Origin of the sequence: Microbacterium sp. NPDC079176 (assembly GCF_040686675.1) — a bacterium.
Lineage (GTDB): Bacteria > Actinomycetota > Actinomycetes > Actinomycetales > Microbacteriaceae > Microbacterium.
On the sequence record NZ_JBFBLM010000003.1, the window covers coordinates 139,240 to 157,836 of the forward strand.

Genomic DNA, 18,597 nt, shown 5'->3' on the forward strand with positions numbered 1-18,597 from the left:
GCGCTCAGCGTAGCGACCGACCGTCGCCTTCCGGAGTGGAACGTCGTGGCGCGTGATGGCTCCATGCCCAGCGGTAGCCGACGCCGCCGAACGTCATGAAGCCGGCGGCGAGCACCAGTCCGGCGACGATGCCGAGCGCGATCGCCCCGGCGAAAGCGCCGCCACCCGCGATCACGGCCGAGCCGACCAGCATCCCCACGACGCAGGCGTTCACGACGATCAGCAGCATGACCGAGCTGCCGAGCAGGATGCTCAGGCGACGGGGACGGAGGAACGAGTACGTGCGCTTCATCCCCGGTTCATCGTCGTGCGGCGAGGCGAGGAAGACATCGGCGACCTCCGGATCCAGGTCGACGTACGCGCCGCGGATGCGGTTCATCGCGACGACGTACATCATGTCCTCCTCCGACACGTTCATCACGCGCACCTGGGTCATGAAGCCGATGACCGCGAGGAACGCGAGGATCGCGAGTGACGCGCCGCCGAACCACCCGCCGAAGTCCGACGCCTGCCCCAGCAGTCCGATGGTCACGAGTCCGGCGGAGACGAGGGTCAGGAAGATCGTGATGCGCGACAGCACCTCGCTCTGCGCGGTGCTGCGGGCGGCGAGAAGCCCCCAGTGCTCGGTGGCGAGAAGCTGCGCACGGCGGCCCAGCACCGCATCCGACTCCCCGCTCGTCCGTGGCGGCGCGACATCGTCGTGCGGCCCTGCCGGCCCCTCCGCAGGCACGGGCTGCTCCACGGAAGCGCCCTCGTTCATATCGGTATTGTGCTCCTGCATCCGACTCTCCGTAATGGGTTCATCGGCGCGCACCAGATCGACGCTGTCGCTCGGCGTCGATTCCGCGTTTGCGCGACGTCGTCGCCGGACCGGACGGCATGCTCTGGGTGCTCACGAACAATACCGACGGACGCGGAAGCCCCTCGCCCGGCGACGACCGCATCCTCCGTCTCGCCGCCGACTGACGGCAGCAGCCCGACGCGGGCCGCCGCTCAGGCGAAGCCGTCGACTCCCGTCGCGATGACCGAGAGCGCCCACAGCCGCTCGGCGGCCTCGGAATCGATCGCCCAGTGCTTCACGCCGCCGGTCGTCATGTCCGTGTGCTCGGGCGGGACGATGCCCTTGATCGAGCAGTCCTCGCAGTACGCGCCGCTGCGATCGGCCAGCTCGGGAGCCGTCGCGGCCCAGAGACCCGTCGACGCTCCCTCTGCCGGAGTCTTGAAGCGCGGGTTCGGCGTGCCGTCCTCGTCGATCCAGCCGCGTGAGATCAGCTCCTCACGGGGCACGTGCCGCTGCAGGTCGGTCATGATCCCGCCCGGGTGCACCGAGAAGGCGAGGATGCCGCGGGCCGCGCCACGACGGGCCAGCCCGATGGCGAACAGCGCGTTCGCCGTCTTCGACTGCCCGTAGGCGACCCACGGGTCGTAGGGCGTCGTCTCGAAGTCGATGTCCTCGAATCGCACAGGGGAGCGGAAGTGCCCTCCCGAGGAGTAGGAGACGACGCGAGCGCCCTCCGGCAGCAGGTCGGCCACTCCGTTGACCAGGGCGAAGTGGCCGAGGTGGTTGGTGCCGAACTGCGACTCGAAGCCCTGCGCGGTGTGACCGAACGGGGTGGCCATGATGCCGGCGACATCGAGCACGAGATCGATCGGGCGTCCGTCGCGACGGACGGTCTCGGTGAACGCTGCCACCGAGTCGAGGTCGCCGAGGTCGGCGCTGCGGACGTCGACCGCGTCGATCCCTGCGAGCGCCTCCTCGGCGGCGTCGAGGCGACGCGCAGGCACGATCACGCGCACTCCGGCATTCGCGAGCGCACGCACCGTCTCGAGTCCGAGTCCCGAGTATCCGCCCGAGACGATCGCGGTCTTGCCCGAGAGGTCGACCCCGGCGATCACCTCGGCCGCAGTGGAGCGGTAGCCGAACTCCGAGGCGAGGGGCTGCTGACGGGCGATCATGTCGAGAGGGGGGAGTGCATCTGTCATGCTCCGACCGTACGATCTAGAGTGCACTCGAAGTCAAGGAGGAGTCCTCGTGGAGGATGTGATCGACACGACGCGCACGTTCAGCATCGGCGAGCTCGCCCGTCTGGCCGGCGTGAGCGTGCACACGCTGCGCTGGTACGAGGCAGAAGGGCTCTTCCCTCGCGACGTGCCGCGCACCCCCGGCGGTCGGAGGGTCTACGCGCACGACTCGCTCGCGTGGCTCGCGCTGCTGGCGCGACTGCGCGAATCCGGCGCCCCCATCGCCCTGCTGCGTGAGTACGCCGCCCTGGTGCGCGCCGGCAGCGGCAACGAGGCCGAGCGTCTCGCCCTGCTGCGCGCGCACGAGCGCTCTCTCGACGCGCAGATCGAGACGCTGATCGCCTGCCGTCAGGTCGTCAGCGCGAAGGCGGGCGCGTACCAGGAGGCGCTCCTCGCCCGAGGACTCCTCTGACGACGGCTCTGCGGGCTACTGCTCCACGGCCTTCTCCAGAGCCGCTTCGAGGTCCCCCCACGCCTCCAGCACCACGGGCTCGCCGTCGATGAAGAAGCTGGGGGTGCTGCGCACTCCGAGCCGCTCGCCGTCGCTCCTGTCGGCCTGCACGCGATCGAGCGTCGCCGGGTCGGTGATCGCCGCATCGTAGGCGGCCATGTCGAGTCCGAGCTCGGCCGCGATTCCCCGGAACACCTCGGGCGTCTCCTCGGACTTCTCGCCCCACTGGTCCTGCGTCTCGAAGAGGCGGTGGTACATGTCCTCGAAGCGGTCCTGCTGTGCCGCGGCTTCGGCGGCGAGAGCGGCCTGCGTCGAGTTGATGTGACCGGGCAGAGGGAAGTACCGCACGACGTAGGTGATCTCGCCCGAATACTTCTCGCTCAGGTCTTCGACGATCGGATAGAACGCTCCGCAGGCCTCGCATTCGAAGTCGAGGAACTCGACGACGGTGACGGCGTCCGGTCCTCCGTCGTCGAGGACGTGCGAGTCGGTGCGCACGGTCTGCCGCTTCTCGCCCTCGGGCGGCAGGGGTTCTGCGGGGCGCTGCGACAGGGCGTAGGCGACGCCGACGATCGCGAGGACGATCGCGGCGGCGACGGTGATCAGGGCCACCTTGGCAGGGGTCTTCATGGGTTCTCCAACGGTTCGGATCAGGCAGGGTGAGTGAGCCGCGACGAGCGCGGCCGGGGTCTCCGACGAGCGGCGTGCCTGATTCAGGTGCGGGAGACCGAGAGCTGAGCGAGGGTGAGTGCGGGGACGTGCAGACGAGGACCGGCGCGGCTCGGAGCCGATGCACGCACCACCGCAGCGCGAGGGCTCAGCGGCGCGCCTCTGACGGAGCGCAACGAGAGCAGCACGAGGAGGACGCAGCAGAGCGCCGCGACCATGACGATCCCGGCGTCGTCCGACGGAGCGGACTCGACCACGCTCGTCTCTTCGTGGTGCGCCGCGACCGACGCGACGCTCGCGCCCGGAGCGAGGCACAGCGTCGTGTGCGCATCCGCCTTGCCGTGCGACGCCGACCACGCGCCGATGACGAGCAGCAGGGCGAGGCCGAGGGGCGAGACCGACTCGGAGGATCAGCATCCGCTCGACGCCCTGGTGACGCAGCGGCATCGACGGGGCAGGCATGGTCCGCGCAGTCTAACAATCGGGCATCGGCGCCCGCGCTGAGCGCCCAGGCAGATCCACGCGTCACAGAGCCGCCTACACTGGAGGGGTGGCGAGACTGTTGATCGTTGGCGGCTTCCTGGCCGCCATATTCTGGGTGTACAGCATCGTCGACTGCGCAGTGCAGCCGCCGACGCGACACCGGGGTGTGCCCAAGGCCGCCTGGATCGCCATCGTCATCCTCATCCCGGTCATCGGGGGCATCCTCTGGTTCACGATCGGCCGACGCCGCGCGAACGACAACGGCGGAGCGATCACGATCATCGCGCCCGACGACGACCCCCAGTTCCTCCGCAGCATCAGCAAGAGCGAGCAGGATGCGCGCATCCGCCGTCTCGAGGAGGAGCTCGCTCGTCTCGAGGACGAGACCGACGACGGAGCCGCACCGGACGGTACAGCGCCGGACGCGCGTCCGTGACGTCATCGCCCGCGACGGATGCTGCGGCATCCCTGATCGCCGACCTGATCGGCCACGGCGTGCGCGATCTCGTGCTCTCGCCGGGGTCTCGATCTCAGGCGCTCGCGCTCGCCGCGGTGCATACCGCGAATCAGGGGCAGCTGCGTCTGCACGTGCGCATCGACGAGAGAGTCGCAGGATTCACCGCGCTCGGTCTCTCGCGTGAGACGGGTGTGCCCGCGGCGGTGCTCTGCACTTCGGGGACCGCTGCCGCCAACCTCCTTCCCGCAGCAATGGAGGCCTTCCACTCGGGGGTGCCGCTGCTGCTGCTGACGGCCGATCGGCCGCCCGAGCTGCGCGGAGTGGGAGCCAATCAGGCCACCATCCAGCCGGGCATGTTCGCCTCCTGGGTGCGCGAGCAGATCGATGCCCCCGTGCCGGGCGACGGTGACTGGGCGGGTCTCGCGATGCGCGCCGTCGCCGCGGCGATGGGCGCGGATGCCACCCACGGTCTGGCCGGTGTCGCCGGCCCCGTGCACCTGAACCTGCCGTCGCGCGAGCCGCTGTCGGGCGACGTGCCGACCGTCGACATCGTGCCGGGCGACGTGCCCAGACCGGTGGCGGCAGAACCGCTCCTGCTCGAGCGGGGGCCGCGCACGGTCGTCATCGCCGGCGCCGACGCGGGACCGGATGCCGAAGAGATCGCGCACGCCGGATCCTGGCCGTTGATCGCCGAGATCGTCAGCGGTGCGCGCTTCGGCCGCCAGGTCGTGCACGGCTATCGCGCGCTGTTGGGCGACGACGAGCTGGGCGGTCGCATCGAGCGCGCCGTCGTGCTCGGGCACCCGACCCTCAGCCGTGAGGTAGCTCGCCTGCTGTCGCGGCCGGATGTCGACGTGATCGCCGTCCGACGTGGCGGCGAGGCTCTCGATCTCAACGGCCGCACGACGGCCGCGGCGTCCGTGTCGGTCGCACCCGGCGTCGCCGACCGCGAGTGGCTCGGTGCGTGGCTCACGGCATCCGCGGCTCACGCCGTCGATCTCAGCGAGCGGGCGCCCGACCAGGACGGTCTCACGTCGACCGATCCGTCGGCGCGGCGCGACGCGGTGAAGGCCGAGCTGGCGGCGGTGCGCCGGCCGCTCGACCGTGAGCTGCTCGCCGACGCCGTCTGGCGGGCGACCTGGCCGCACGATCGACTCGTCTTCGGCTCGTCGCGGCTCGTGCGGGTGGCCGATGCGGTGCTCGGTGGCAAGAAGGTCCCGGTGCACGCCAACCGCGGGCTCGCGGGGATCGACGGCACGATCGCCACCGCCACGGGCATCGCGCTCGCCAGTCAGGCCGGGGGAGCGCCCGGGGTCACCCGCGTGCTGCTCGGCGATCTGACTTTCCTGCACGATGTCGGCGCCCTGCTGCTCCCGCCCGACGAGCACGAGCCTCGCATCCAGGTCATCGTGGGCAACGACGGCGGCGGCACGATCTTCGACGGCCTCGAGGTCGCGGGCACGGCGGATCGGGCCGATCTCGATCGCGCGTTCTACACGCCCCATGCCGTGCGGCTCGAACAGCTGGCACTCGCCTACGGATGGGAATACCAGCGCGTGACGACCCGCACGGCACTCGACCAGGCCCTCACCACCCCGGCCGGTGGCCGTCAGCTGATCGAGGTCCCGCTGTCCCGCTGAGGATCTTCGCCTCCGCTGCGGATGCGCAGTGGCAGGATGAACGCATGACAGCGCATGAGTGGGCCAAGGCCCTCCAGGTCGGCAACGGATTCCGCCTCTCCGACCTCGATCCGCAGAGCACACCCGGCTACAGCGGCGCGAAAGCCGACGGCAAGCGCGATCTCGAGGCGGGCCTCGACGAGCTCAATCAGCTGCAGGAGCGGCTCTTCGCCGAGAGCCGCGTCGGCGTGGCGAAGGACTCGGTGCTGCTGATCCTGCAGGCGATGGACTCCGCGGGCAAGGGAGGCATCGTGCGCCACGTGGTCGGCGGGGTCGATCCGCAGGGCGTCGCGCTCACGGCGTTCAAGGCGCCGACCGACGAAGAGCTCGAGCACGACTTCCTGTGGCGTGTGTCCAGGCGCCTCCCGGAGCCCGGGTTCATCGGCGTCTTCGACCGCTCGCACTACGAGGACGTGCTGATCGGTCGGGTGCGTTCGCTGGCCCCGGCGGACGAGATCGAGCGCCGGTACGACGCGATCAACGAGTTCGAGGCCGCGGTTGCCGCATCGGGCACGCGCATCGTCAAGGTCATGCTGCACATCTCGCCGGACGAGCAGAAGTCGAGACTGATGGAGCGGCTCGAGCGACCCGACAAGCACTGGAAGTACAACCCGGGCGATGTCGACGAGCGACTGCTGTGGGACGACTACATGGCGGCGTATCAGATCATGTTCGAGCGCACCTCGACCGAGGCGGCTCCGTGGCATGTGATCCCGGCGAACCACAAGTGGTTCGCCCGCCTCGCCGTGCAGGAGCTGCTGCTCGACGCGCTGCAGCGGATCGATCCGCAGTGGCCGGCGGCCGACTTCGATGTCGACGCGGAGAAGGAGCGGCTCGCGGCGAGCTGACCGCGGCCGGTCCGGGCGCGGGTCAGGCGAGCGCGTCGACCAGCGGACGGAACTTGACCCGGGTCTCGAGCAGCTCGGACTCGGGGTCGGAGCCCGCGACGATGCCTGCGCCCGCGTAGGCGGTGACGGCGATGTCGGTCTCGGCGGGGGTGAACTGCGCGCAGCGCAGCGCGATCGCCCACTCGCCGTTGCCGGCCGCGTCGACCCATCCCACCGGACCGGCGTACCGTCCACGGTCGAACGGCTCGAGCTCGCGGATCGCCGCGATCGCCGCAGACGTCGGGGTGCCGGCCACGGCGGCGGTCGGATGCAGGGCCCCGACCAGGTCGAGTGACGAGCCGCCATCGGCCAGCTCGCCCTCGACGTCGGTCGCCAGGTGGAAGAGGTTCGGCAGCTTGAGCAGGAACGGCTGCTCGCTCGCCGCCAGTGCGCGGGTGTGCGGACGCAGCGAGGCCAGCACGCTCTGCACCGCGTACTCGTGCTCGTCGAGGTCCTTGGTGCTGGAGGCCAGGTGGCTGGATGCGACGGTGTCGGCATCCGCGTCGGCTCCGCGACCGATCGTTCCGGCGAGCACGCGGGCGGTGACGGTGCGCTGCTGCACGGTGACGAGGGTCTCGGGACTCGCGCCGATCAGCCCGTCGACAGCGAACGCCCACGTGTCGGGGTATCCGGTCGACAGCGCGCGCACGAGTCGACGCAGGTCGGAACCGGCCGGGATGCTGCCGGTGAGGTCGCGTGCGAGCACGACCTTGCTGAGCTCGCCGGCGGCGATGCGTTCGAGTGCCTGGCGCACCGAGTCCTGATAGCCCTGCGGGCTCTGGGCACCGGGGCCGACGGTGCCGGCCCAGTGCGGGCCGTAGGCGATCGTCGCCGCTTCTGGCCGCGGCTCGGTTGCAGTGGGCCGCGGCGCGGGCGCGGGTGCCGACGCCGAGCGCATGCGGGTGATCCAGGTGCGCCCGTGGTGTCGACCGATCACGAGCGCCGGCACGACGAGGATGCTGTCGGCGGCGGAGTCCTCGTCGAAGGTCAGCGCACCGAAGGCGACCAGCCCGGAGCCGGGGAGCCCGAGCTCGTCGTCGATCTCGGCATCCTGCGCGAGCTCTCGCCATGCCCGAGCGATCGCAGCGGATCGCAGGGCCGCTGCGCCGGCGGGGATGCGGACCGTCTCGACGATGGCGTCGCCGACGGCGACGATGCCGTCGCCGCGGCGCAGCCAGGCGAGAGGCCGCGACGGGTCGGCGTAGGCCAGGAGATCCTCGACCGGATCGATCTCACGGGTCTCCACGACCAGCCTGCTGCTCACCCCTCCAGCCTAGTTCGTCACCCGTCGACCGGGATGTGACAGGCCACGCCTACGCTGAGTGCATGAGCGACGTCCGCCCCGCACCCGGCACCGAGATGATCTTCCAGTGGCGCAAGTGGGACGGGTCTCCGCACTGGCGTCATGAGTGCGTGTACCTCGGCGCCGACGAGTGGGGCGACTGGCTCGGCCAGCCCGTCGGCTGGTCGAGCGCTCGACCGGGCGCGGGCTACATCGCCGAGGCCCCCAATGTCACGCTCGTGCCGAGGCGGTCCGACTTCGCCCTGACCGTGAACCGTGACCACCCGAAGGGCATGCGGATCTACATCGACATCGGATGGGAGGTGCGCTGGTCGGACGACCCGCTCCTCGCCGTCGGCATCGACATGGACCTCGACGTCGTGCGGGTCGAGGGTCCGCGCGGCACATGGGTCGACGACCGCGACGAGTGGGCCGAGCACAGCGTGAGCTACGGATACCCCGCCGAGATCATGGCCGGACTCGAGGCTCTGGCCCTCGATCTCGAGCGGCGGGTGCGAGATCGCCTCGCCCCTTTCGACGATGCCACGCCGGATCTCTGGCTCGACCGCCTCGACGCGCTGCACCTCGCGCCTAGACTGGGCGTGTGACCTCGAACGAAGCCAACCGCGCCGATCTCGGCAAGGACCCCGCCCGCGTCAGCGGCATGTTCGACCAGGTCGCCGCGGGCTACGACCGGACGAATACGGCGATGACGGTCGGCAACGACGCGCTCTGGCGCGCGGCCACGACGAGGGCCGTCGCCCCGAAGCCGGGGGAGAAGATCCTCGACCTCGGTGCGGGCACCGCGTCCTCGTCGGCATCCCTCGCCCGCAGCGGTGCGCAGGTCGTCGCCGCCGACTTCTCGCCGGGCATGCTCGCCGAGGGGCAGCGCCGCCACGGCAGCATCCGCAATCTCTCGTTCGTGCAGGCGGATGCCACCGATCTGCCGTTCGACGACGGCGAGTTCGACGCCGTCACCATGTCGTACGCGCTGCGCAACGTCAACGACCCGAAGAAGGCGCTGCGTGAGCTGCTGCGCGTCACGAAGCCGGGCGGTCGTCTGGTGATCAACGAGTTCTCGACCCCGCCGGGCTCGGTCTTCCGCGCCGCGTACCGCTTCTACAACTCGCAGGTGCTTCCTCGGGTGGCTCGCGTCGCCGGCACCAACGGCGACGCCTACGACTACCTGAACGAGTCGATCCGTGACTGGCCCGACCAGAAGAAGCTCGCCGCGTGGATCCGCGAGGCCGGGTGGACCGAGGTCGAATACCGCAACCTCTCGTTCGGTATCGTCGCGCTGCACCGGGCGTTCAAGCCCGCGTGAATGCGACGCGCGTACCCGCCCAGCTGACGACGGTAGGCTGAGACCGTGACTTCGAGCCGCGTAGCCCCGGGTTCGCGACTGGCGAGCCGTCTCGGTTTCAGCGACCGTGTCTTCATCGGCACCGCCGGTCGACGCATCGCGCAGGCGATCGAAGACGGGCTCGAGCTCGTCGAGACCGGTCTTGCCGACGACGTGCGTGTGGCCGATCCGCTCGCCGATGCCGCCAGCCGCTATCTGTACGAGGCGGGGGGCAAGCGCATCCGCCCCGTGCTGACGCTGCTCGCGGCCCAGCTCGGCGACGGCAACACCGATCAGGTGATCGATGTCGCGAAGGCGCTCGAGATCACCCATCTCGGCTCGCTGTATCACGACGACGTCATGGACGGTGCGGATCGCCGTCGTGGAGTGCCCGCGGCGCAGACCGTGTGGGGCAACAACATCGCGATCCTGACCGGTGACATCCTCTTCTCCCGTGCGAGCCAGCTGATGTCGCGCCTGGGCGAGCGGGCCATCCGGCTGCAGGCCGACACCTTCGAGCGCCTCGTCCTCGGACAGATGCACGAGACGATCGGCGCTCAGCCCGACGATGATCCCATCGAGTTCTACCTCCAGGTGCTGGCCGACAAGACCGGCTCTCTCATCGCCGCGGCGACGCAGGGCGGCGTGATCTTCTCCAACGCACCGTCGGAGTACGAAGAGCCGCTGCGCGTGTATGGCGAGAAGATCGGCGTCGCCTTCCAGCTGCTCGACGACGTGATCGACCTGTCGGCGAAGCCCGAGGACACCGGCAAGGTGCCGGGCACCGACCTGCGGGCCGGGGTTCCGACGATGCCGTACCTGCTGCTGAAGGCCGAGGCCGATGACGCCTCGATCGATCTCGCCGCTCGCATCGACGACGGGGTGGCGCGCATCGCCGAAGGGGCCGACCCCGCGATCCTCGACGGACCGCTGACCGAGCTCCGCGACCACGTCGGAACGCAGAAGACCCTCGCGCTCGCGCACTCCTGGACTCAGGATGCGATCGACGCGCTCGCCCCGCTCCCGCGTGGCACCGTGCGCGAAGCGCTCACTCGTTTCGCAGAGACCCTCGTCGAACGCTCCAGCTGATCGCGTCGCGGCCCTCGGCCGCGTGCGCCGGGCGTGACGGCATACGAAAGGACCCCTTATGACCAAGCTCAGACTGGCCATCGTCGGAGCGGGCCCCGCCGGCATCTACGCAGCAGACATCCTGCTGAAGGCCGAGCGCAAGTTCGACGTCTCCATCGATCTCTTCGAGCAGCTCCCCGCCCCCTACGGCCTGGTCCGCTACGGCGTCGCACCCGACCACCCGCGCATCAAGGGCATCGTCAACGCGCTGCGCGATGTGCTCGACCGCGGTGACATCCGGCTGTTCGGCAACGTGCGGTTCGGCGAGGACATCACCCTCGACGACCTGAAGAAGCACTACAACGCGGTCATCTTCGCCACCGGCGCGATCCGTGACACGACGCTCGACATCCCCGGTATCGACGCGGTCGGCGCCTACGGGGCAGCAGACTACGTGAGCTGGTTCGACGGCCACCCCGATGTGCCGCGCGAGTGGCCGCTCGACGCCGCATCCGTCGGTGTGCTGGGCAATGGCAACGTCGCTCTCGACGTCGCCCGCATGCTGGCGAAGCACGCCGAAGACCTGCTCGTCACCGAGGTGCCGGAGAACGTCTACGAGGGTCTCCAGGCGAGCGCCGTCACCGATGTGCACGTGTTCGGACGCCGCGGACCCGCTCAGGTCAAGTTCACCCCGCTCGAGCTGCGTGAGCTCGGCGAGCTGCGTGACGTCGACATGGTCGTCTACGACGAGGACTTCGACTACGACGAGGCGTCGAAAGACGCGGTGGCCAGCAACAAGCAGGTCATGGTGATCGACCGCATCCTGCAGTCGTGGCGCAAGCGCGACTCGGTCAACAATGCGGGAGGCACGGCATCGCGTCGTCTGCACCTGCACTTCTGGGCCCGGCCGGTCGAGGTCCGCAAGGACGACGCCGGTCGCGTCGCGGCCCTCGTCTACGAGCGCACGAAGCCCGACGGACAGGGCGGAGCCGTGGGCACGGGCGAGATGCGCGAGGTTCCGCTGCAGGCGCTCTACCGCGCCATCGGCTACTTCGGCTCGCCGCTTCCGGGCGTTCCGTTCGACAAGAAGCACGGCGTCATCCCCAACCGCGAGGGCCAGGTGCTCGCCAAGGACTCGAACCAGCAGATGCCCGGCATCTACGCGACAGGGTGGATCAAGCGCGGGCCGGTGGGCCTGATCGGCCACACCAAGTCGGATGCCATGGAGACCGTGCGGCACATCATCAACGACCAGGGCTCGTGGTGGCACCCGGAGGACCCGTCTGAAGAGGCGATCCCCGCCCTGCTGCTCGAGCGCGGTGTGAAGTGGACCGACCTCGAAGGCTGGCACCGGCTCGACGAGCACGAGGTCGCTCTCGGTGCGCCGCACGAGCGCGCGCGCGTCAAGGTCGTGCCGCGTGACGAGATGGTGCGCGTCTCCCGCGGAGAGTGACCGACACCGGATCGTTGCCGGCACCCGGTGCGCCTGCGGGGCGGCATCCGTAGGGTGAAGGGATGCGACTGCGATCCCTGATCGTCCTCGGCACAGCCGCTCTGCTGCTGGTGTCAGGGTGCGCTGCCGAGCCGGCCGCCGAGCCGAAGCCATCAGGGTCGCCGTCTGCGACGGCGTCGTCGACCGGCACACCGTCCCCGACGCCGGCGTCCATCGTCGAACCGGCGGCGGCGTTCGATGTGACGTGCGACGACGTCGCCGCCACCATGGCCGAACTCGTGGGGGAGCCGTCGACGCCGGTCGCACCGGCGCTGTCGCTCGTGTCTGCGATGGGCTGGCTGCCAGGCCCCGGGCAGTACATGTTCCAGCGCGCAGGGGGGATCGCGTGCTCCGCGGGCGACACGGAGCGCAGCTGGGAAGTCACGATCGTGCCGGATGCTCGGGCTGTGATCGCCGGCGCGACCGAGCGTCAGGGCTTCTGGGGTGAGCAGGCGAGTTGCGAGGACGGGCGCTGCGGCTTCGAGCTTCCCGACGGAGACGTGCTGCTGTCGGCCACCGTCGTCGACCCCGATCTGGGAGCGGATGACACCGCTCCGATCGAAGAGGCGCTGCGTCGGATCGCCGCCTCAGCGGCTGCGAGCCTGCGCGAGGTCGACTACGTCGAGAGCGACATCGTCGGTGCGCCGTGCGAGCGCTTCATCACACCGGAGCAGGTGAATGCCGAATTCGGAGTGACGGATGCCGCGCTCTTCTCGGACTTCGGCGGCTGGGGCATCCCAGCGGAGGTGTACGAGGTCGTCAACGGATCGCGCATCTGCTATTTCAAGTCGGCCGGGAGTGAGTACGAAGGATCCAGCTATCTGATGCTCACGACACTTCCCGCCGGGGCATGGGCGTCCGAGAAGATCGACGGTGAACCCGTCGAACTCGAGGGAGCCGATGCCGCCACGGCGAGCACGGGTGCGAACGGCGAGAAGATCGTCGACGTGCGAGTCGGTCCGGACTGGATCCGGCTGGTGACCTTCGACAACGGAGCCGGGGCCGCTGATCCGGCACCGCTCGCGCAGCAGGTCGTGCGCAGCCTCACGGTCGGACACACCGCTCCCCAGTAGTCGACACCGTTTCGATAGCCTGGCGGCATGCCTGAGTGGATACCGGACGTCCTCGGCGACGAGTTCGAGCAGCTCACGCTCGAGCTTGGCGAGGACGATGAGGGACCGCTCGTCGCCACGCTCGTGCGTGCGGTGCCGCGGGACCGGCCCTGGTGGGACCGGCTGCGCGGGCAGAGCCTCCCGCTGGACGATGTCGACGTGCTCTATGTGCACGGCTGGTCGGATTACTTCTTCCAGAAGCGGCTCGCTCGATTCTGGACGTCTCGCGGGGCGCGCTTCTTCGCGCTCGACCTGCGCAAGTACGGCCGGAGTCTGCGCGATGGGCAGACTCCCGGCTACATCACCGACCTCGTCGCGTACGACGAGGACATCGCCGCGGCTCTGTCCGCGATGGGGCACGGGACTGGAGCCGCGGCATCCCCCCGGCGGCTCGTGCTGCTCGGCCACTCGACCGGCGGACTCACCCTGAGCCTGTGGGCGTCGCGGCACCCCGAGGCGGCGGATGCCGTGATCCTGAACAGCCCCTGGCTCGAGTTCCAGGTCGCTTCCGCCCGCCCGCTCATCGCTCCGGTCGCCGAGCTGCAGGCCAGGTGGGCTCCTCGGGAGGTCGCGCCGCAGGTCGATCTCGGCTTCTACACCCGCGCGCAGCAGGAGGTCGCCGACCCCGACGATCCGGTCGAGGTGAACCTCCTCTGGCGTCCGGCGCAGACGATGGCCGTCCACGCGGGGTGGTTCCACGCGATCCTCACCGGACACGCCAAGGTCGCGGCGGGGCTGACGATCGACGCGCCCGTGTGCGTGCTGCTGTCCGCACGCTCAGCGACGCCCACGCGATGGTCGGAGGACCTCACCCGAGCAGACTCGGTCTTGGTCGTCGACGACATCGCGCGGGCGTCGCTGAAGCTCGGTCCGTCTGTCACCGTCGAGCGCATCGACGGAGCCCTGCACGACGTCTTCCTCTCGCGGCATGGGGCCAGAGAGGAAGCGTATCGCCGCCTCGACCGATGGGTCAGAGGCTGGACGGCCGCGCGCCGACAGTGATCAGGCGCAGTGTCCGACCCAGTGGTCAGACGTAGTGCATCAGACGTGCCTGCTGCTCGGCCTCGTCGGCATCGCCGCGCAGCACCGCGTCGTGGAAGTCCCGGTAGACCTGGAGCATGCGCTCGCGGTCGTTCTCGGGCACGCTCCAGCCGCGGAGATTGCGGAAGAGAGCCATGCTCGCGTCGTTGATCAGCACCTGGTGCTGCGCGTTACGACTGCGCGCGCTGAGGAACGAGAACACCGCCCACCGCGTGTTGGAGATGTGCACGTCGTCATCGAGCGCCGTGTACATCTCCTCGACCAGTGCGGCGAGACTCTCGCGGTCCTGCTGGCTCATCCGTGCGACGCCCATCCGCGCGGCCATCCCCGCCTGATACCCCGCGAACTCGAGCGTCTGCTCGACGGTCTCTGCCGTGACGGCGGTGACCTCGGTGTATCTGCTCGGGTACATCGTCACGAGCCCGAGACGCTCGAGACGCTGTAACGCCTCTCGCACCGGAGTCCGTGACACATGCAGTTCTTCGGCGACGTCGACATCGCGGATGCGATACCCCGGCTCCAGCACACCGTCGACGATCTGCGCGCCGATGTGCTGAAACACCTCCTCCGCCAAGAGCTGCTTGCTTTCTCGAATACTCGTCATCGAGTTGTTGGTGTTCATGGACTGCCCCCAGTTGCTTTCCAGATCCGGGCTCCCCATGATGTGCCCGGACGGCCACTACATCACGAAGTGGATCGCGATGCCAATAATCCACAGACGAGTTTTCCGACGATCACGCAGGCGCTTGTCGTCGGCGCGTCGTCGCAGGATTGAGTACGGGTGATTCTGTGGTCGGCGAGTGTTGGGACACTCGCCGACCACAGACGATGGCGTGCACGGAGCTGAACTGCGCCCAGTCCCCACAAGGCGGGAACCGCGATCCGCGAAGCGCGGAACCGTGGTTCGGCAGCGCGTCATGCATCGCCGCATCGTCTGTCGCATCGGGACGCGACTGCATCCAGTCTCGGTCACTCCGACCCATATATCGGAATGGGATCCGAGGGCACAGAAAAGGGGACGGATGCGGCGGCATCCGTCCCCTGCGTTGTGGGATCAGCGGTAGTTGATGAACTGCAGGTCGAGATCGAGATCCGCGCCCTTGAGCAGCGCGATCACCGACTGGAGGTCGTCGCGGCTCTTCGACTGCACGCGCAGCTCGTCGCCCTGGATCTGGCTCTTCACGCCCTTCGGACCCTCGTCGCGGATGAGCTTGTTGATCTTCTTCGCGTTCTCCGAGGAGATGCCGTCCTTGAGGGTCGAGACGATGCGGAACTCCTTGCCGCTGGCGAAGGGTTCGCCCGACTCGAGGCTCTTGAGCGAGATGCCGCGCTTGATGAGCTTCGACTGGAAGACGTCGAGAACGGCCTTCGCGCGCTCCTCGGTGCCGGCGATGATCAGGATCTGCTCGCCGCTCCAGGCGATGGAGGCGCCCGTGCCCTTGAAGTCGTAGCGCTGCTCGATCTCCTTGCGCGCCTGGTTCAGGGCGTTCTCGGCCTCCTGGTGATCCACTTTCGAGACGATGTCAAAGGAACTGTCAGCCATACGCAAAGTGTATCGACACCGCCGTTTTCACGCTCGCTTGGAAGCGCTTCCATCGACTCTCACGCACCAATCCGCGGTTACAGCTTGATATCGAAGGGCTTTTGCATTGCGATTCCCGTCGTTCTCGATGCATACTGTAAGCGCTTGCAGTCCTTGCAGGCCACCAGTACTCAGAGAGGCACACACCAATGAAGGTGAACAAGAGGGGCATCGTCGCCGCCGGCGTCATCGCGATCGTTTCGACTCTTTCCCTGGCCGGTTGCTCGACCGCAACCGACGGCGGCGACGCGTCCGAGGGTGAGAACGGCGGCACGCTGACCGTCTGGGTCGACGCCGAGCGCGTCGACGCGCTGCAGAGCGCCGCCGACTCCTACGAGGAGAAGACCGGAGTCAAGGTCGAGCTCGTCGGCAAGTCCGTCGACGACATGAAGGACGACTTCATCCAGCAGGTGCCGACCGGCAAGGGCCCCGATGTGGTCATGGGCGCGCACGACTGGCTCGGAGAGCTCTCGACCAACGGCGTGGTCGCCCCGCTCGAGCTCGGCGACTCGTCGGCCGACTACCTGCCCGTCGCCCTTCAGGCGGCGACCTACGACGGAACCGTCTACATGCTTCCCTACGCGGTCGAGAACATCGCCGTGCTGCGCAACGCCGACATGGTGCCCGCCGCCGCGACGAGCTTCGACGACATGGTCTCGAAGGGCGCGTTCGTCGTCGAGCAGGGCACCGAGGGCAACCCGTACCACCTGTACCCGTTCCAGACGGCGTTCGGCGCTCCGGTCTTCGGCACCGACGACTCGGGCAGCTACGACTCCGCAGATCTGCAGCTCGGCAGCGAGGGCGGAACGGCCTTCGCCGACTGGCTCGCCGCTCAGGGCGCCGCAGGCACGCTGAACACCGACGTCGACGGCGAGATCGCCAAGCAGCAGTTCCTCGACGGCACCGCGTCCTTCTGGCTGACCGGCCCGTGGAACGTCGGCGCCGCAGTCGACGCCGGAATCAACGTCGCGATCGACCCGATCCCCAGCCCCACGGGTGAGACCGCGTCGCCGTTCGCCGGCGTCAAGGGCTTCTTCGTGAGCTCCGAGTCGAAGAACAAGGTCGCCGCGAACGACTTCCTCGTGAACTACATCGGCACCGAAGAGGTGCAGCTCGAGCTGTTCGAGGCCGGCAACATCCTCCCCGCGCTGACGGCCGCCGCCGATTCCGCCGCCTCCGACCCGATCATCGCCGGCTTCCAGGCCGTCGGTGCGGATGCCGTCCCGATGCCCGCGATCCCCGCGATGGGATCGGTCTGGGAGTTCTGGGGCGTGGCTGAGGCCGCGATCATCAACGGCTCCGACCCGGCGTCGACGTGGCAGAAGCTCGTCGACGACGTCACCGCAGCGATCAAGTAAGACACCCAGCACCATCCCTGCCGGGGCGGACCTCGTCCGCCCCGGCAGCTCGACGACGGGGACGAGATGACAGACACCGCCGAGCCCACGGCTCCACTCACCAAGCGCCAGCGCCAGGCCGCCGGCATCGCCGAGGCCGCATCCGGGCCGATCGGCTGGATGCTCTTGAAGATCCTGCTGCTGGCGATCGTCGACGCCATCGCGCTGTATGCGGCGTTCGTCCTCTTCGGGCAGCAGGAGTGGCTGGTGCTCGGCCTGGTCGTGGCCGTCACCGTGCTCGTCAACTACATCTACTTCTCGCGCAAGCGCATCCCCGCGAAGTACCTCACGCCCGGCATCATCTTCCTGATCATCTTCCAGGTGTTCACGCTGCTGTACACCGGGTACATCGGCTTCACCAACTACGGCACCGGCCACAACGGCACGAAGGACCAGGCGATCTCGTCGCTCCTCGCCTCCGCCCAGGAGCGCGTGGAGGACTCCCCGACGTACCCGGTCACGGTCGTCGAGCAGTTCGGCACCTACGGCCTGCTGGTGACCGATCCCGACTCCGGCGACGCGCTGCTCGGCACGGCCGAGCAGCCCCTGGAGGAGGTCGACGCCGAGTTCGACGGCGACCAGGCTGTGGCCGTCGACGGCTGGACCACGCTGCCCCTCGCGAAGGTGTTCACGGTCTCGGAAGAGCTGGAGAAGCTCTCGGTGCCGTTCAGCGACGATCCCAACGACGGCAGCCTGCGTGCGCCCGACGGCCAGAAGGGCTACCTGTACGTCTCGACGCTCGAGTACGACGCGGATGCCGACACCATCACCGACACCACGACCGGCGCGGTGTACTCCGACACGGGGGAGGGGTCGTTCATCGCCGAGGACGGCGCCGAGCTGCTCCCCGGCTGGCAGACCACTGTCGGGTTCGACAACTTCGTGCGCGCGGTCACCGACGACTCGATCCGCGGCCCGCTCATCTCGGTGACGATCTGGACCTTCGTGTTCGCGGTGCTCTCCGTGGCGACGACGTTCTTCCTCGGCCTGCTCCTCGCGCTGGTGTTCAACAACACACGGATGCGATTCCGCAACGGGTACCGGATCATCCTGATCCTCCCGTACGCATTCCCCGCGTTCCTCTCCGCGCTCGTCTGGGCCGGGATGATGAACGAGAGCTTCGGCTTCATCAACCAGGTGATCTTCGGGGGAGCGGACATCCCCTGGCTCACCGATCCGAACCTCGCGAAGGTCTCGGTGCTGCTGGTGAACCTCTGGCTCGGCTTCCCCTACATGTTCCTCGTCTGCATGGGCGCCCTCCAGGGCATCCCCGAAGACGTCAACGAGGCCGCGGTGATGGACGGCGCCAACCCGTGGCAGGTCTTCCGGCGCATCAAGCTTCCGCTGCTGCTCGTCACGGTGGCGCCGCTGCTGATCTCGTCGTTCGCGTTCAACTTCAACAACTTCAACCTGATCTACATGCTGACCAAGGGCGGGCCGCGGTTCGACGATGTCAGCATTCCGGTCGGGCACACCGACATCCTGATCTCGATGGTCTACAAGGTGGCTTTCACGGGGCAGTCCCGCGACTACGGCCTCGCCTCCGCGTTCACGATCCTGATCTTCATCGTGGTCGCGACGATCTCGATCATCAGCTTCCGCAAGACCAAGGCCCTCGAGGAGCTGAACTGAC

19 protein-coding genes and 1 pseudogene are annotated in these 18,597 nt (G+C 68.7%); 13 read left to right on the top strand and 7 right to left on the bottom strand.

The window, feature by feature from the left end; all coding sequences use genetic code 11:
- Positions 1–4: 4 nt before the first annotated feature.
- A complete protein-coding gene (locus tag AB0P11_RS08015) occupies positions 5–760 on the bottom strand; it encodes a hypothetical protein (protein ID WP_150115106.1) in 756 nt (251 codons plus the stop codon).
- Between the two features lie 86 nt (positions 761–846).
- On the opposite strand from AB0P11_RS08015, the pseudogene AB0P11_RS08020 reads away from it, so the two are divergent.
- A pseudogene (locus AB0P11_RS08020) lies at positions 847–966 on the top strand (PQQ-dependent sugar dehydrogenase); the annotation flags it as partial.
- Between the two features lie 27 nt (positions 967–993).
- On the opposite strand, the gene AB0P11_RS08025 reads toward AB0P11_RS08020, so the two are convergent.
- Complete coding sequence (locus tag AB0P11_RS08025) at positions 994–1,983, bottom strand: oxidoreductase (RefSeq protein ID WP_363521112.1); 990 nt, start codon at positions 1,981–1,983, stop codon at positions 994–996.
- Positions 1,984–2,032: 49 nt separating this feature from the next.
- On the opposite strand from AB0P11_RS08025, the gene AB0P11_RS08030 reads away from it, so the two are divergent.
- Complete coding sequence (locus tag AB0P11_RS08030; RefSeq protein WP_056279678.1) at positions 2,033–2,434, top strand: MerR family transcriptional regulator; 402 nt, start codon at positions 2,033–2,035, stop codon at positions 2,432–2,434.
- A gap of 15 nt (positions 2,435–2,449) precedes the next feature.
- On the opposite strand, the gene AB0P11_RS08035 is transcribed toward AB0P11_RS08030, so the two are convergent.
- Together AB0P11_RS08035 and AB0P11_RS08040 are read right to left on the bottom strand one after the other, a co-directional pair.
- Positions 2,450–3,103 carry a thioredoxin domain-containing protein gene (locus AB0P11_RS08035; protein WP_363521115.1) on the bottom strand — a complete coding sequence of 218 codons (654 nt, stop codon included), beginning with the start codon at positions 3,101–3,103 and terminating at the stop codon, positions 2,450–2,452.
- An 83-nt stretch (positions 3,104–3,186) separates the two neighbouring features.
- Positions 3,187–3,399: a hypothetical protein gene (locus AB0P11_RS08040; protein ID WP_363521118.1), complete on the bottom strand. Its 213-nt coding sequence runs from the start codon at positions 3,397–3,399 to the stop codon at positions 3,187–3,189.
- A 293-nt stretch (positions 3,400–3,692) separates the two neighbouring features.
- Between AB0P11_RS08040 and AB0P11_RS08045 the strand changes: the two genes are divergently transcribed.
- Genes AB0P11_RS08045 through AB0P11_RS08055 form a run of 3 tightly spaced genes read left to right on the top strand, consistent with a single transcriptional unit; the run spans position 3,693 to position 6,609 of the window.
- Entirely contained in the window at positions 3,693–4,061 is a 369-nt protein-coding gene (locus tag AB0P11_RS08045; protein WP_053097541.1) for a PLD nuclease N-terminal domain-containing protein, read from the top strand.
- Positions 4,058–5,722, top strand: coding sequence for a 2-succinyl-5-enolpyruvyl-6-hydroxy-3-cyclohexene-1-carboxylic-acid synthase (gene menD, locus AB0P11_RS08050; protein ID WP_363521121.1), 1,665 nt, complete (start codon positions 4,058–4,060; stop codon positions 5,720–5,722). Before AB0P11_RS08045 ends, menD begins: the two co-directional genes overlap by 4 nt.
- 44 nt (positions 5,723–5,766) lie before the next feature.
- Positions 5,767–6,609 carry a polyphosphate kinase 2 family protein gene (locus tag AB0P11_RS08055; RefSeq protein ID WP_285363984.1) on the top strand — a complete coding sequence of 281 codons (843 nt, stop codon included), beginning with the start codon at positions 5,767–5,769 and terminating at the stop codon, positions 6,607–6,609.
- A 22-nt stretch (positions 6,610–6,631) separates the two neighbouring features.
- Here the strand turns inward: AB0P11_RS08055 and AB0P11_RS08060 are convergent, their stop codons facing one another.
- Positions 6,632–7,912, bottom strand: a complete 1,281-nt coding sequence (locus AB0P11_RS08060; RefSeq protein ID WP_056279686.1) for an isochorismate synthase — start codon at positions 7,910–7,912, stop codon at positions 6,632–6,634.
- 62 nt (positions 7,913–7,974) lie between these two features.
- On the opposite strand from AB0P11_RS08060, the gene AB0P11_RS08065 reads away from it, so the two are divergent.
- The 6 genes from AB0P11_RS08065 (at position 7,975) to AB0P11_RS08090 (ending at position 13,946) form a co-directional block, all read left to right on the top strand.
- Complete coding sequence (locus AB0P11_RS08065) at positions 7,975–8,538, top strand: hypothetical protein (RefSeq protein WP_056279688.1); 564 nt, start codon at positions 7,975–7,977, stop codon at positions 8,536–8,538.
- Positions 8,535–9,254, top strand: coding sequence for a class I SAM-dependent methyltransferase (locus tag AB0P11_RS08070; protein ID WP_056279690.1), 720 nt, complete (start codon positions 8,535–8,537; stop codon positions 9,252–9,254). The genes AB0P11_RS08065 and AB0P11_RS08070 overlap by 4 nt, the downstream gene beginning before the upstream one ends.
- Before the next feature lie 45 nt (positions 9,255–9,299).
- Positions 9,300–10,361, top strand: coding sequence for a polyprenyl synthetase family protein (locus AB0P11_RS08075; protein WP_363521126.1), 1,062 nt, complete (start codon positions 9,300–9,302; stop codon positions 10,359–10,361).
- A gap of 58 nt (positions 10,362–10,419) precedes the next feature.
- The gene (locus AB0P11_RS08080; RefSeq protein ID WP_295104781.1) at positions 10,420–11,793 is read left to right on the top strand and encodes an FAD-dependent oxidoreductase; all 1,374 of its coding nucleotides are present in this window, start codon (positions 10,420–10,422) and stop codon (positions 11,791–11,793) included.
- A 62-nt stretch (positions 11,794–11,855) separates the two neighbouring features.
- On the top strand, positions 11,856–12,905 hold the full coding sequence (locus AB0P11_RS08085; RefSeq protein WP_363521129.1) for a hypothetical protein: 1,050 nt from the start codon (positions 11,856–11,858) through the stop codon (positions 12,903–12,905).
- Positions 12,906–12,932: 27 nt separating this feature from the next.
- Positions 12,933–13,946 carry an alpha/beta hydrolase gene (locus tag AB0P11_RS08090; protein WP_363521132.1) on the top strand — a complete coding sequence of 338 codons (1,014 nt, stop codon included), beginning with the start codon at positions 12,933–12,935 and terminating at the stop codon, positions 13,944–13,946.
- 25 nt (positions 13,947–13,971) lie between these two features.
- Here the strand turns inward: AB0P11_RS08090 and AB0P11_RS08095 are convergent, their stop codons facing one another.
- Positions 13,972–14,607 (bottom strand): GntR family transcriptional regulator, encoded by a 636-nt coding sequence (locus tag AB0P11_RS08095; protein WP_053097531.1) that lies wholly within the window; start codon positions 14,605–14,607, stop codon positions 13,972–13,974.
- A 432-nt stretch (positions 14,608–15,039) separates the two neighbouring features.
- Positions 15,040–15,528 (bottom strand): YajQ family cyclic di-GMP-binding protein, encoded by a 489-nt coding sequence (locus AB0P11_RS08100; RefSeq protein ID WP_053097515.1) that lies wholly within the window; start codon positions 15,526–15,528, stop codon positions 15,040–15,042.
- Between the two features lie 188 nt (positions 15,529–15,716).
- Here AB0P11_RS08100 and AB0P11_RS08105 point away from each other — a divergent pair, with 188 nt between their 5' ends.
- Complete coding sequence (locus AB0P11_RS08105; RefSeq protein WP_053097514.1) at positions 15,717–16,925, top strand: maltose ABC transporter substrate-binding protein; 1,209 nt, start codon at positions 15,717–15,719, stop codon at positions 16,923–16,925.
- 66 nt (positions 16,926–16,991) lie between these two features.
- Positions 16,992–18,596 (top strand): ABC transporter permease subunit, encoded by a 1,605-nt coding sequence (locus AB0P11_RS08110; RefSeq protein WP_363521137.1) that lies wholly within the window; start codon positions 16,992–16,994, stop codon positions 18,594–18,596.
- The last annotated feature ends 1 nt before the right edge of the window (position 18,597 follow it).